12 protein-coding genes are annotated in these 12,933 nt (G+C 72.4%); 5 read left to right on the plus strand and 7 right to left on the minus strand.

The annotated features are described in order from the left end of the window. Nucleotides 1–3: 3 nt before the first annotated feature. From AC2EAQ_RS14380 to AC2EAQ_RS14390, 3 genes are read left to right on the plus strand one after another with little or no spacing between them, the layout of a single operon-like run. Nucleotides 4–1,155, plus strand: coding sequence for a COX15/CtaA family protein (locus AC2EAQ_RS14380; RefSeq protein ID WP_484645022.1), 1,152 nt, complete (start codon nucleotides 4–6; stop codon nucleotides 1,153–1,155). Between the two features lie 23 nt (nucleotides 1,156–1,178). Further along, entirely contained in the window at nucleotides 1,179–2,075 is an 897-nt protein-coding gene (gene cyoE, locus AC2EAQ_RS14385; RefSeq protein WP_484645023.1) for a heme o synthase, read from the plus strand. Nucleotides 2,076–2,082: 7 nt separating this feature from the next. After that, nucleotides 2,083–2,676, plus strand: coding sequence for an SCO family protein (locus AC2EAQ_RS14390; protein WP_484645024.1), 594 nt, complete (start codon nucleotides 2,083–2,085; stop codon nucleotides 2,674–2,676). A 25-nt stretch (nucleotides 2,677–2,701) separates the two neighbouring features. On the opposite strand, the gene rpoH is transcribed toward AC2EAQ_RS14390, so the two are convergent. The 5 genes from rpoH to AC2EAQ_RS14415 all read right to left on the minus strand — a co-directional run bounded on the left by rpoH (nucleotide 2,702) and on the right by AC2EAQ_RS14415 (nucleotide 9,987). Then, complete coding sequence (rpoH, locus tag AC2EAQ_RS14395) at nucleotides 2,702–3,622, minus strand: RNA polymerase sigma factor RpoH (RefSeq protein WP_484645025.1); 921 nt, start codon at nucleotides 3,620–3,622, stop codon at nucleotides 2,702–2,704. A gap of 182 nt (nucleotides 3,623–3,804) precedes the next feature. Then, nucleotides 3,805–7,035, minus strand: coding sequence for a CHASE domain-containing protein (locus tag AC2EAQ_RS14400; RefSeq protein ID WP_484645026.1), 3,231 nt, complete (start codon nucleotides 7,033–7,035; stop codon nucleotides 3,805–3,807). A gap of 7 nt (nucleotides 7,036–7,042) precedes the next feature. After that, complete coding sequence (ychF, locus tag AC2EAQ_RS14405; RefSeq protein ID WP_484645027.1) at nucleotides 7,043–8,137, minus strand: redox-regulated ATPase YchF; 1,095 nt, start codon at nucleotides 8,135–8,137, stop codon at nucleotides 7,043–7,045. 61 nt (nucleotides 8,138–8,198) lie between these two features. After that, nucleotides 8,199–9,125, minus strand: a complete 927-nt coding sequence (locus AC2EAQ_RS14410) for a DMT family transporter (RefSeq protein WP_484645028.1) — start codon at nucleotides 9,123–9,125, stop codon at nucleotides 8,199–8,201. A gap of 1 nt (nucleotide 9,126) precedes the next feature. Continuing rightward, on the minus strand, nucleotides 9,127–9,987 hold the full coding sequence (locus AC2EAQ_RS14415; protein ID WP_484645029.1) for an MOSC domain-containing protein: 861 nt from the start codon (nucleotides 9,985–9,987) through the stop codon (nucleotides 9,127–9,129). 45 nt (nucleotides 9,988–10,032) lie between these two features. On the opposite strand from AC2EAQ_RS14415, the gene AC2EAQ_RS14420 reads away from it, so the two are divergent. Beyond that, on the plus strand, nucleotides 10,033–11,142 hold the full coding sequence (locus AC2EAQ_RS14420) for an FAD-dependent monooxygenase (RefSeq protein ID WP_484645030.1): 1,110 nt from the start codon (nucleotides 10,033–10,035) through the stop codon (nucleotides 11,140–11,142). 71 nt (nucleotides 11,143–11,213) lie between these two features. Beyond that, nucleotides 11,214–11,951 (plus strand): DsbC family protein, encoded by a 738-nt coding sequence (locus AC2EAQ_RS14425; protein ID WP_484645031.1) that lies wholly within the window; start codon nucleotides 11,214–11,216, stop codon nucleotides 11,949–11,951. A 36-nt stretch (nucleotides 11,952–11,987) separates the two neighbouring features. Here the strand turns inward: AC2EAQ_RS14425 and AC2EAQ_RS14430 are convergent, their stop codons facing one another. Beyond that, nucleotides 11,988–12,263, minus strand: a complete 276-nt coding sequence (locus AC2EAQ_RS14430; RefSeq protein WP_484645032.1) for a hypothetical protein — start codon at nucleotides 12,261–12,263, stop codon at nucleotides 11,988–11,990. A 114-nt stretch (nucleotides 12,264–12,377) separates the two neighbouring features. After that, nucleotides 12,378–12,926 carry a pyridoxamine 5'-phosphate oxidase gene (locus tag AC2EAQ_RS14435; RefSeq protein WP_484645033.1) on the minus strand — a complete coding sequence of 183 codons (549 nt, stop codon included), beginning with the start codon at nucleotides 12,924–12,926 and terminating at the stop codon, nucleotides 12,378–12,380. Nucleotides 12,927–12,933: the final 7 nt, after the last annotated feature.

The following is a 12,933-nucleotide window of genomic DNA, read 5'->3' on the forward strand; positions in this document are numbered from 1 at the left end:
GCGATGGACGGCTCGCTGGTGGACTGGGCGCCGATCGGGCAGCTGGCGCTGCTCGGCGTGGCCCTGGCGCTCGGGCCGCTGGCCTGGGTGTGGCTGCGCCATCGCGGTGCCACGCCGCGCCGGCGCCTGCACGCGCTGACGCTGCTGACGCTGTTCCTCACCTTCGACCTGGTGCTGTTCGGCGCCTTCACGCGCCTGACCGATTCCGGCCTGGGCTGCCCCGACTGGCCCGGCTGCTACGGCAGCGCCAGCCCGCTGGGGGCACGCGACGAGATCCTCGTCGAGCAGTCGGCGCGGCCCGACGGCCCCGTCACCCACGGCAAGGCCTGGGTCGAGATGGTGCACCGCTACCTCGCCACGGCGGTGGGCGTGCTGATCACGGTGATGGCCGTGGCGTCCTGGTGGCTGCGCCGCAGCGACCGGCAGGCGCCGTCGCCAGCCTGGGCCTTCGTCACGCTGGTGTGGGTGGTGGCGCAGGGCGCGTTCGGCGCGCTCACCGTGACGATGAAGCTCTACCCCGCCATCGTCACGCTGCACCTGCTCGGCGGCATCGGCCTGCTGGTGCTGCTGACGCTGCAGGACCAGGTCTTCGAGCCGCGCCCGGTGGCGCTGTCGGCCGGCCTGCGCGCCGCGGCCTGGGGCACGGCGGTGCTCGTCGTGCTGCAGATCGCCCTCGGCGGCTGGGTCAGCACCAACTACGCCGTGCTGGCCTGCCGCGACTTCCCCACCTGCCAGGGCCAGTGGTGGCCGCCGATGGACTTCGCCCAGGGCTTCACGCTGCGCCGCGAACTCGGCGAGACGGCCGCGGGCGGCTACCTGCCTTTTGCCGCGCTGACGGCGATCCACATGACGCACCGCCTTGCGGCAGTGCTGGTGCTGGGGGCGCTGGGCGCGCTGGCCTGGGCCCTGGCGCGCACCGGCGACGCGACGCTGCGACGCTTTGCGTTCGCGCTGGCGGCCCTGGCACTGCTGCAGCTGGCCACCGGGCTGTCCAACGTGGTGCTGGGCTGGCCGTTGCTGGCCGCAGTGCTCCACACCGGCGGTGCGGCCGCGCTGGCCATGGTGCTGGCCCACCTGCTGGCCCGTGCCCACGTGCGGCCGGCCGAAGCCCGCCACGTGGCCCGACCCCCCGGCCCACTGCACCCGGCCGTGTAAGAGAATCGCCCGCTTCGCCTGCCATGTCCACGTCCGCCGCCGCCACCCCCGCACCGGTCTCGCGCGCCTCCCGCGTGCGGCAGTTCTACGTGCTGACCAAGCCGCGCGTGGTGCAGCTGATCGTGTTCTGCGCCGTCATCGGCATGCTGCTGGCGGTGCCCGGCGTGCCGGACTGGCGCACGCTGCTGCTGGCCTCGGCCGGCATCTGGCTCGTCGCGGCCGCGGCCGCCGCCTTCAACTGCCTGGTCGAGGAGCGCATCGACGCGCGCATGGCGCGCACGGCGTGGCGGCCCACGGCGCGCGGCGACCTCACGCACACGCAGACCCTGCTGTTCGCCGCCGTGCTGTGCGGCCTGGGCAGCGCGCTGCTGTGGGCCGTGAACCCGCTGACGATGTGGCTCACGCTGGCCACCTTCGTCGGCTACGCCATCGTCTACACCGTGCTGCTCAAGCCGGCCACGCCGCAGAACATCGTCATCGGCGGCGCATCGGGCGCGATGCCGCCGCTGCTGGGCTGGGCCGCGATGCGCGGCGAGGTCGGCGCCGAGGCCTGGCTGCTGGTGCTGATCATCTTCGTGTGGACGCCGCCGCACTTCTGGGCCCTGGCCCTGTACCGCGCCGACGACTACGCCCGCGCCGGCCTGCCGATGCTGCCGGTGACGCACGGCAACGACTTCACGCGGCTGCAGATCCTGCTCTACACGCTGGTCCTGTTCGCGGCGTCGCTGCTGCCCTTCATCCAGGGCATGAGCGGCGTCGTCTACCTGGCGGCGGCCGTCGCGCTGGGGGCGTGGTTCCTGGTGCTGGCGTTCCGTCTCTGGCGCGCCTACAGCGAGGGCCTGGCCCGGCGCACCTTCCGCTACTCCATCTGGTACCTGGCGCTGCTGTTCGCGGCCCTGCTGGTGGACCATTACTTGTGAGCACGCCATGAAGCGCCGTAGCACCCTGGCCCTGGCCGCCACCGCCGCCCTGGGGCTGTTGGCCGCCTGCAGCGAGTCGAAGCCGGCGTTCCGCGGCATCGACATCACCGGCGCCGCCTACGCCAGGCAGCTGGCGCTGCCCGACATCGACGGCAAGGTGCGCACCCTCGACGAGTTCAAGGGCAAGGTCGTGATCGTGTTCTTCGGCTTCGCCCAGTGCCCGGACGTCTGCCCCGCGACGCTGGCCGAGGTGGCGGACGTGCGCCGGAAGCTGGGCGCCGACGGTGCGCGGGTGCAGCCGGTGTTCGTCACCGTCGACCCGGAGCGCGACACGGCTGCGGTGCTCAAGGAGTACGTGGCCGCCTTCGGGCCCGACGTGGTGGCGCTGCGCGCGGACCTGGAGCAGACGCAGGCCGCGGCCAAGGAGTTCAAGGTGTATTTCGCCAAGGTGCCCGGCAAGACACCCGGCAGCTACACCGTCGACCACACCGCCGGCGCCTACGTGTTCGACCCGCAGGGGCGGATCCGGATCTTCTCGCGCTACGGCAGCGGCGCCGACGCGCTGCTGCAGGACGTGAAGCAGCTGCTGGCCGGCGCCTGAACCGGCCGCGCCGCCCGGGCCACCGTCAGGCGGCGGCCTGGGCTTCCAGCGCGCCGCGCATCTTCTTCATCGCCGCCACCTCGATCTGGCGGATGCGCTCGGCGCTCACGCCGTACTCGGCAGCCAGCTCGTGCAGCGTCATGCCGCCCGAGGCGTCGTCGTTGACCTTCAGCCAGCGCTCCTCGACGATGCGGCGGCTGCGGGCGTCCAGCACGTCCAGCGCGCGCAGGATGCCGTCGCCGGAGAGCCGGTCGCGATGGCGCGCCTCGAGCACGCGGGTGGGCTCGCTCGACTCGTCGGCCAGGTAGGCGATCGGCGCGTAGCTTTCCTCGCCATCGTCGTCGGTCTGCGGCTCCAGCGCGACGTCGCCGCCGGCCAGGCGCGTCTCCATCTCGAGCACTTCCTCGCGCTTGACGTTGAGCTGCCGCGCCACCGTGTCGGCCTCGGCCGCGCTCAGCGTGTTGCGGTGCGTGTCGCCGTCGGCGGCCTCGCCCTTCATGCTGGCCTTCATCGAGCGCAGGTTGAAGAACAGCTTGCGCTGCGCCTTGGTGGTGGCCAGGCGCACGATGCGCCAGTTCTTGAGGATGTACTCGTGGATCTCGGCCTTGATCCAGTGCAGCGCGTAGCTCACCAGGCGCACGCCCTGCTCGGGGTCGAAGCGCTTGACGGCCTTCATCAGGCCGACGTTGCCTTCCTGGATCAGGTCGGCATGGGGCAGGCCGTAGCCGAGGTACTGGCGCGACACGGACACCACCAGGCGCAGGTGCGACAGCACCAGGCGGCCGGCGGCGTCGATGTCACCGCTGTCGCGCAGCTTGCGGGCGTAGTCGGATTCCTCCTGCGGCGTCAGCAGCGGCACCCGGTTGACGGCCGAGATGTAGGCGTCCAGGTTGCCGATCGGCGGCACCATGGCCCACGGGTTGCGCAGGGCCAGGGTTTGCGACATGGGCACAGGGGTAGAGGTTGCGGTCATGGCGTCTTTGAGCGGCCCGATGGGGCCTGGTTCCCAAATATTAGCACTCTCGATCGACGAGTGCTTATGCCGCCGATTCGCGCTGGATCGGGGTGTGACGCTTTGCCAGAAGCGTGTTTTGATGTAGCGTGCGCACGCTAACTTTCGGCCCTGGGTCAGCCGAAGTGCGTGTCGAGGTCCTCGAGCACCGAGTCCACGGCGGACAGGAACTCGGGCACGTTGACCGGCTTGGTCAGGTAGTGGGTGGCACCCGCGGCAATGGCCTCGGCGATCCGGGCCTCGGTGGCGTCGGCCGACACCACGATGACCGGGATGTCGGCCGTGTCGTCGTCGGCGCGCAGCCGGCGCAGCAGTTCCAGGCCGTCGATGTCGGGCAGCTGCATGTCCAGCAGCACCAGGCTCGGCCGGCGCGCCCGGATCGCGGCCAGGCCCTCCAGGCCCAGCGTGGAGACTTCCAGGTCCACCTGCGGGCGCAGCGCCAGGATGCCGCGCATGACCTCGGCATTGGTCTCGTTGTCCTCGACGTACTGGATCAGCCGGCGCCGGTACGAGGCCGGCTCCACCTCGGTGTCGTCCATCAGCTGGCTTGGCGTGGGCTCGACGGCGGCCCGGGGCAGCTCCAGCGTGAAGGTGGATCCCATGCCGGGGCTGGACCGGGCGTGCAGCCGGCCGCCCATCAGCTCGGCCAGCTTCAGGCTGATCACCAGGCCGATGCCGGTGCCCTCGATCGGCCCGGCCTCACGCCCGAGGCGGTTGAAGGGCTGGAACAGCTGGGTCAGCTGCGCCTCGCTCATGCCGGGGCCGGTGTCGATCACGTCGACCGCCACGCGCCCGTCGCCGGCTAGGCGGCTGGTCACGATGACCTGGCCGCCCTCCACGTTGTACTTGACCGCGTTGGACAGCAGGTTCGTCAGCACCTGCTTGACGCGGGTCGCATCGCCGATCACGGCCCGCGCCCCCACCCCCAGGTGCACCTCCACCGTCACCCGGCGCTGCAGGGCGTTGTGCGCCAGCAGCGTGCGGGCGCCCTCGACCAGTTCGGCGAGGTCCAGCGTGCGCAGCTGCAGGTCGACGTGGCCGGACTCGATGCGCGACAGGTCCAGCGTGTCGTTGATCATGTGCAGCAGGTGCCAGCCGGCCTGCCGCATCTGCGCGGTCCACTCGAGCTGGTGCGGCGCCAGCGGCTGCTTGCGGTCCAGCTCGAGCAGCTGCGCGAAGCCCAGCATCGCATTCAGCGGCGTGCGCAGCTCGTGGCTCATGCGGGACAGGAACTCGCTCTTGGCGCGGTTGGCCGCCTCGGCGCCCTTGCGCGCGCGCTGGGCTTCTTCCAGCGCCAGATGCTCGGTGATGTCCTCGATCACCCACACCATGCGCCGTGCCTCGGACGGGCCGTTGCGGCCGGAGCTGCGCAGCACCGACACGCTGGCCCGGGTGTAGATCGTTGCGCCGCCGGCCGCGATGCAGCGCAGGTGCCAGTGCGCCATCGGCACCTCGCCGGCCAGCAGGCGGGCACGGGCCTGCGCTTCGGCATCGCGGTCGTCGGGGTGCAGCAGGCTGGCGATCGGCGTGCCGGTCAGGCGCTCGCCGGTGATGCCCAGCAGCTCGCGAAGGTGCGGGTTGGCCTCGCGAATGCGGCCCTCGGTGTCGGTATAGGCCACGCCGATGGGCGCGTGGTCGAGGATGTTGCGCAGGCGCTGCTGGCTCTCGCGCAACGCGCTGGCGGTGCGCTGGCGTTGCGCCACCTCGGACTGAAGCTCGGCGGTGCGTTGCTGCAGCTCGGCCGTGCGTTCGGCCACGCCGGCCTCGATGCGCCGTGCGCGGCCGGTGATCACCAGCAGCAGCGCGCCCAGCAGCGACGACCCGGCCAGGCCGATCAGCGCAAACGGCCAGGCCCGACCCAGGCCGGTGACCGGCAGCGACTCGGCGTAGATCCGCAGGTCCCACTGGCGTCCGCCGAACGGCAGGGGCGACACGTGCAGGGCGGCCGCCGTATCGACCTCCAGGCAGCCCTCGGACCCGGCCAGCACGCGCGAGGCGGCCGGCGCCTCGTTGTCCAGCAGGCACATCTGCAGATAGGTCGGCTGGCGCGACCTGACCGCCTGCAGCAGCTTCTCGGGACTCAGTGTGGCGAACACGACGCTGCGCTGCAGGGCCAGCCGGTCTTCCACGCTGGCGGCTTCGCCGCGGTACAGGGCCTGGTACAGCAGCACGCCCCGCCCGCCCTGCGACAGGCTGACCGGCGTCGTCACGGCCGGGCGACCGGTGCGCACGGCACGGTCGAGAGCCAGTCGCGCGCCGAGGTTCGACCGGCTGTTCACGCCCAGGGCCCCGGCATTCGGCGCCATCGGCTCCACGAAGCGCACCGCGTAGACGAAGTCCTCGTCCGGCTGGGGCACGCCGGCATCGCGCCGGTCGAACACGCGATAGTCTGGCGCGCCCGCGGCCCGCTCCCGGGCCTCGAATGCGGGGATGTCCACGCGCGCCACGCGCTCGCCGTAGCCCAGCGCGAGCAGGCCTTCGGCATCGATCAGCCACGACGCTGCCGCGCGCCTGAACGCCGCGCGATCCAACGCCGGCGCCGCATCGGCCACGCCACGGATGGCTTCGAGCGCGCGCTGCGGCTCCTGCAGCCGGGTGCGCAGGTCGCTCACTGCCGCATCGGCGTCGCGGGCAAAGCTCTGGAGCCGCAGCGCCTCGTCGGCCGTGACCGCACCGCGCACGCCCAGGCCCATCACCACCGTGACGATGACCAGCGGCAGCGCGACCGACCAGCGCCGCGGGCGCCACGCATCGGCGGGCTGCCCGACCAGGGTGAGGATCACCGGCGCGCCGATCAGCATGCCCAGGGCGTCGCCGATCCACCAGGCGCCCCAGACGAAGAGCGCCGAACCGGGATCGATCGACCCCGACGCCAGCAGCAGCGGCAGGGCCACGCTGGCGCTGATGCAGCAGGCCAGCGGCGCGATCACCAGCATGAAGCGGGCGAGGTCGCGCGGCTCGGACAGCGTAAGCGGCTGGGCCACGAAGCGGCGCAGCATCCAGGCGCCCACGGCCGCCTGCACCGCGGCGCCGACGCCGGTGCCGAACCACATCAGTGCCACGGCCAGCGACGGCGGGGCGGACGTGCCGGCCGCGATCGACCACACGTTGGCCGCCATGGCCGCGAACGGGATCGCCAGCAGCGCCGCACGGCCGCCGAGCAGCGCCGCCACCAGCCCCACGCCGGCGGCCGGGAAGATGGGCGACACGTTGCTGGGCTGGATCGCCAGCAGCAGGCCCAGCCGCGCCGCGATCACGTAGGCCACGAGCGTGATCGCGAAGACCGCCACCGGCCCCCGCAGGGCCGACCAGGACCTGCGTGTCTCGGTCGGGGCCGGCTTGCTCACCGCGGCGTCAGACGTTGAACAGGAAGTTCATGACATCGCCGTCGTGGACGACGTACTCCTTGCCCTCGGCGCGCATCTTTCCGGCGTCCTTGGCGCCCTGTTCGCCGCCGTGGGCGACGAAGTCCGCGAACGCGATGGTCTGGGCGCGGATGAAGCCGCGCTCGAAGTCGGTGTGGATCACGCCCGCGGCCTGCGGCGCGGTGTCGCCGATGTGGATCGTCCAGGCGCGCACTTCCTTCACGCCGGCGGTGAAGTAGGTCTGCAGGCCGAGCAGCTTGAACGCGGCGCGGATCAGGCGGTTCAGGCCGGGCTCGCTCTGGCCCATCTCGGCCAGGAACATCGCCTTGTCCTCGTCGCCCATGTCGGCCAGCTCGGCCTCGGTCTTGGCGCAGATCGCCACCACCGGCGCGTTCTGGCGCTCGGCGTACTCGCGCAGGCGGTCCAGGTAGGCGTTGTTCTCGAAACCGTCCTCGGCCACGTTGCCGACGAACATCGCCGGCTTGGCGGTGATCAGGCACAGCGGCTTGAGCACCACCAGCTCTTCCTTGCTGAAGTCGATGCCGCGCACCGGCTTGCCCTCGTTGAGCGCGGCCTCGCACTTGCGCAGCACGTCCACCAGGCGCTGGGCCTCCTTGTCGCCGCCCGCCTTGGCCACCTTGGTGTAGCGCGCCAGGCTCTTCTCCACGGTGGACAGGTCGGCCAGGCACAGCTCGGTCTGGATCACCTCAATGTCGGAGATCGGGTCCACCTTGCCGGCCACGTGGATCACGTTCTCGTCGTCGAAGCAGCGCACCACGTTGACGATGGCGTCGGTCTCGCGGATGTGGCTGAGGAACTGGTTGCCCAGGCCCTCGCCCTTGGACGCGCCGGCCACGAGGCCGGCGATGTCGACGAACTCCACGATCGCCGGCACCACGCGCTCGGGCTTCACGATCGCGGCCAGCTGCGCCAGGCGCGGGTCGGGCAGCTCGACCACGCCGACGTTGGGCTCGATGGTGCAGAACGGATAGTTCTCGGCCGCGATGCCGGCCTTGGTGAGGGCATTGAAGAGGGTGGACTTGCCGACGTTGGGCAGGCCCACGATGCCGCATTGCAGGCTCATGGAAAACTTTCGGGACAGGAGCGCGGGATTGTAGGTGGCCGCCCTGCCGGCCCGACGGCCATCAGTGCCGGTTCTCGGCCGCGTCGCGCTGCAGGCCGGGGCGCAGGATCATCACGTTGCCGGCCACCGCCAGCACCACGCCGACCCAGGTCAGCGCGACCGGGCGGAAGCCCTCGTACAGCGCCGACAGCACCAGGGCCAGCACCGGCGTGGCCACACCGACGGTGGACGACGCGCCGGGCCCGACGCGCGACTGCAGCGTCAGGTAGCACGCGAAGGCCACCACCGACCCCGCCCCGGCGAGGTACATCAGGGACAGCCACCAGGCCGGCGCTTCGGACGGTGCCGGCAGTGCCAGCGGCTGGCCCAGCGCCAGCGCCACCAGCAGGGACAGCGCCGCGCCGTAGGTCATGCCCCAGCCGATCGCCGGCCACAGGGGCAGCTGGCGCGCCGCATTGCGGCTCGCGGTCAGGCTGCCGACGGCCGACAGCAGCACGGCCGCCACCGTGCAGGCGGCTCCCAGGGCCGCCGCGCCGCCGGCGCCGACGTGCGTGAGCTCGGGCCAGAAGATCATCGTCACGCCGGCCAGGCACAGCACGCCGCCGACCACGAAGCGGGTGTCGATGGCCTGGCGCCACAGCCACCACGCCGCCACGCCGGTGACCAGGGGCGACGCCGAGTAGCCCACGGCCACCAGCCCCGACGGCACATGCCGCTCCGCGTGATAGACGGCGAAGTAGGCCAGGCTGTACATGAACACGCCCTGCAGCGCCAGCCAGGCGTGGTCGCCCGCGGAAAAGCGCAGGCGATCGCCGCGCCAGGCCGCCAAGGCCATCACCAGGGCCGCGGCGAGCCCGAAGCGCAGCGCCACGCCCAGTTCGGGCGGCGTGTGCTCGAGCTGGTACAGGATCGCGTGCCAGGTGGTGCTCCAGATCGCCACCGCCAGTGCGAACAGCTGCCAGCTCGGCAGTCGCAGGGGCCGCGGCATGTCAGAAGGCGTACGTGGCCTGCACGCGCGCGCCCGCCGCGATGCGGCAGTCGACCCCCGACACGACGACGGCGTTCTGGCCGAAGGTGAGCGCGCCGTCCAGGCGCGGCTCGGCGCGATAGGCCGCCAGCGCGTCGGTGACGGCATGGCCGGTCTGCGCGGTGGCCGGGTCGACGTCGGGGATGCTGCAGCGGCTGCAGGGCTTGACCAGCTTCAGCACCACCTCGCCATCGGGCGAGTCGATGGCGAGGGTGTCGATATGGTCCTCGCCATGGGCGTCGGGCAGGCCCTCGAGCACGAGGTTGGGCCGGAACCGCTCCATCGTCACGGCCGCGTGCCCCGCGGCGGCGAGACGCCGGTTCAGCTCGGCCAGCGACGCCGTGGACGCCACCAGCAGCGGGAACCCGTCGGGAAAGGCCGTGCGGGCCTGCAGGCCGCCGGTCCAGCGCATGTTCGCCAGGCGCCGGGCGTCGGGGTCCATGCGCGCCAGGCGCAGCCGGCGTCCCAGGAAGTCGCTGAACCACTGGGCCGCCAGGTCACCCATGTCGTAGGCCGGCACCACGTCGTCCCAGACGCGCACCCGCACGGCGGCTTCCACGCGGTCCTGCTGCAGGTGCAGCGCCAGCATGCCCGGGGCGCGCAGCACCACGTCCTCGTGGCGCAGGCGGGTCTGGATCAGGGCCATGCGCGGCAGTTCACGCTGGCTGACGAACTCGCCGTGCTCGTCGACCACCATCCACCAGCGGTCGAGCTCCAGGCCGGTGTCGGAAAGCCAGGCTTCCTGCACGGCGATGCCGGCGCAGGACTTCACGGGGTGCACATGCAGGCTGGCGATGCGCAGGTCGAGGTCGGAGGGATTCACGGGACGGAGTGTCGCATTGCGTCCGGCTCCCTAGAATGCGCACCGATGCAAACCATGGACGTCTGCGTGCGCGGTGCCGGCATCGTCGGCAGTGCGCTGGCCCTGTCGCTGTCGCGCCAGGGGCTGGCCGTGGCGCTGTCGCGTCCGCCGGCCGCCACAGCGCGCGAGGACGTGCGGGCCTATGCGCTGAACGCGGCGTCGGTGGCCCTGCTCGACAGCCTCAAGGTGTGGGGCGCGCTGCCGGCGGACGCCCGCACGCCCGTCTACGACATGCAGGTCACCGGCGACGCCGGCGTGCAGTCGCTGAGCTTTTCCGCATGGCAGCAGCAGGTGCGGGAGCTGGCCTGGATCGTCGACGCGGCCGCCCTCGAGGCGGAGCTGGCCAACGCGCTGCGCTACGCGCCGCATGTCACGCCGACCGACGCGCCGGAAGTACCGGCGGCCCTCCAGGTGGTGGCCGAGGGCCGCGCCTCGGCCACGCGCGAGCGCTTCGGCGTGTCCTTCGACATCCACGACTACGGCCAGACGGCCGTGGCGGCCCGGCTCGTCGGCGAGTTGCCGCACGGCGGCGTGGCGCGCCAGTGGTTCCGCGCGCCCGACGTGCTGGCGCTGCTGCCGATGGACCGGCCGCGACCCGGCCACGGCCTGGCGCTGGTGTGGTCGTTGCCCACCGATCGCGCCCGGGCGCTGATGGCACTCGACGACGCGGCCTTCGTGGCCGAGCTGGAGCAGGCCTGCGGCGCCGCCGCGGGCACGCTGGCGCTGGCGGGCCCGCGCGCCGCCTGGCCGCTGGCCCTGGCGCGGGCCGGGTCGGTCTGCGGCCCCGGCTGGGTGCTGGTGGGCGACGCGGCGCACGTGGTGCACCCGCTGGCCGGGCAGGGGCTGAACCTCGGCCTGGGCGACGTGGCCACGCTGTCGCGCGTGATCGCCGCGCGCGAGCCCTGGCGCAGCCTGGGCGACCCGCGGCTGCTGCAGCGCTATGCGCGCGAGCGGGCCGCCCCGGTGCAGGCCATGGGGGCCCTCACCGACGGCCTGTTGCGCCTTTTTGCGCATCCGGCGCCGTGGGCGAAGGAACTTCGCAACCGCGGCCTGGGTCTGGTCGAAGCGGCCGGGCCCGTGAAGCGGTGGTTGGCCCAGCGGGCCTTCGGGCAGTGACCTGCCGTACCGCTGCCTTGCCGCAGACGCCCCGTCCTGCTCCCGATCCTTCCGCCCCTTCCCGAAAGACCATGGTGACTTTCCGACTCCGACAACTCGCGTGGGGCCTCGCCGCGGCGCTGCTGATGTCGGCCGCGCAGGCCGACGAGGCGGTGATCCGCAAGAACATCGCCCAGCGGCTGCCCGACTTCCCGAAGATCGACGAGGTCAGCAAGGCGCCGCTGCCGGGCCTGTGGGAGGTGCGCGTGGGCACCGACCTGTACTACTCGGACCCCGAGGGCACCTACCTGATCGAGGGCGGCTCGATCATCGACATCCGCAACCGCACCAACCTGACCCAGCAGCGCGTGCTCAAGCTCACCGCGATCCGCTTCGACGAGCTGCCGCTCAAGGACGCGATGGTGATCAAGCAGGGCAACGGCTCGCGCCGGCTGGCGGTGTTCGGTGACCCGAACTGCGGCTACTGCAAGCGCCTGGAGCGCGACCTGATGGCGCTGAAGGACGTCACCATCTACACCTTCCTGTACCCGGTGCTCGGTCCCGACTCGGACGCCAAGTCGCGCGCGATCTGGTGCTCGAAGGACGCGATGGCGAACTGGCGCCGCTGGATGATCGACGGCAACGCGCCGCCGCGGACGATGGGGCAGTGCGATGCCGCCGCGATCGATCGCAACGTGGCCTTCGGGCGCAAGTACCGCATCAACGGCACGCCGGCGCTGGTGTTCGAGGACGGCCAGCGCGTGCCCGGCGCGATGCCGCTTCAGGAGATCGAAAGGCGCATGGCCGAGGCGCGCCGGCCCAAGGGCTGACGCATCGCGCCGTCAGGCGCTCAGGCGTTCAGGCGCTCAGGCGGCCGGCGCTTCGGCCGCGGCGCGGCTGCGCTGGTGCAGCTCGTCCCACAGCGCGGCCGCCTTGGCCGCCCATTCGCGGTAGTGCGCGTCGCCGGGGGCAAAGTAGGGCACACCGCGCTCGACGAAGTGCTGCACGCGGGTCGCGAGGCCCGGGCTGGGTGCCAGCCGCGACAGGCCGAGCTCCATGTCGTGCAGCAGCGCGTGGCGTGCGAAGGGCTGCTCGGGCGCGGTCAGGCGCGTGTAGATCGGGTGGTGGGTCCAGTCGGTCATGGCATGCGGGGCGAAGCGACGGGTGCATCGTGCAGCCTCAACGCAGGCGGCGGGGGGGCGGGCCGACAGCGTCGCGACATCGTGCCGCGACATGTTTAACGGCGTCCGCGGACGTTACGGTTGCAGCCAGCGCGCGCCGGCGGCGTCGAACGCGGCTCGGCGGTGGCCCTGCGCATGCAGTTCCAGCCAGTCGATCGACTCGATGGCGGCTTCCACCAGCGCGAAGTGGGCACGCTCGCCGCGAGCGCCGATGGCGCTGTCGAGCGCGCTGCCCGGCGGCAGCGCGGACAGGTAGTCCTGCGCGCCGGGCGCCAGCTTCAGCCGGGCCCAGTGCGACGACGCCGCGAGGCCGTCCGTCTGAAGGGCCAGCCGCACGCGCAGCCGCAGCTGCCAGCCGAGCGCGGGCGACCAGGCCACCAGCGTGCCCAGCGGGTGGCGCGCGATCTGCGCCGCCTTGGGCGCGCGGGCGTCGGTGTAGACGAGCAGCGTGCGGGACTGCGGGTCCACTTCGCGCACGACCACGGTGCGGGCGTCGCCGCGCTCGCCGTCGGTGGTGGCCAGCACCGGCGTGCGCCAGGGGTGGGTTCGGTCGCGCGGCGCGGCAGCCAGCTCGCGCCACAGCGCGGCCTCGATCGCGTCCAGCGAGTCGAGCCGCCCGGCCATGGCGCGG

It is taken from the genome of Aquabacterium sp. T101 (genome assembly GCF_057219775.1).

Coding starts and splice junctions, on each gene's coding strand:
- rpoH (WP_484645025.1), bottom strand. CDS start 3,622: ATGTCGCAAACCCTGGCCCTGCGCAACCCGTGGGCCATGGTGCCGCCG.
- AC2EAQ_RS14390 (WP_484645024.1), top strand. CDS start 2,083: ATGAAGCGCCGTAGCACCCTGGCCCTGGCCGCCACCGCCGCCCTGGGG.
- cyoE (WP_484645023.1), top strand. CDS start 1,179: ATGTCCACGTCCGCCGCCGCCACCCCCGCACCGGTCTCGCGCGCCTCC.
- ychF (WP_484645027.1), bottom strand. CDS start 8,137: ATGAGCCTGCAATGCGGCATCGTGGGCCTGCCCAACGTCGGCAAGTCC.
- AC2EAQ_RS14430 (WP_484645032.1), bottom strand. CDS start 12,263: ATGACCGACTGGACCCACCACCCGATCTACACGCGCCTGACCGCGCCC.
- AC2EAQ_RS14435 (WP_484645033.1), bottom strand. CDS start 12,926: ATGGCCGGGCGGCTCGACTCGCTGGACGCGATCGAGGCCGCGCTGTGG.
- AC2EAQ_RS14380 (WP_484645022.1), top strand. CDS start 4: ATGGACGGCTCGCTGGTGGACTGGGCGCCGATCGGGCAGCTGGCGCTG.
- AC2EAQ_RS14420 (WP_484645030.1), top strand. CDS start 10,033: ATGCAAACCATGGACGTCTGCGTGCGCGGTGCCGGCATCGTCGGCAGT.
- AC2EAQ_RS14425 (WP_484645031.1), top strand. CDS start 11,214: ATGGTGACTTTCCGACTCCGACAACTCGCGTGGGGCCTCGCCGCGGCG.
- AC2EAQ_RS14410 (WP_484645028.1), bottom strand. CDS start 9,125: ATGCCGCGGCCCCTGCGACTGCCGAGCTGGCAGCTGTTCGCACTGGCG.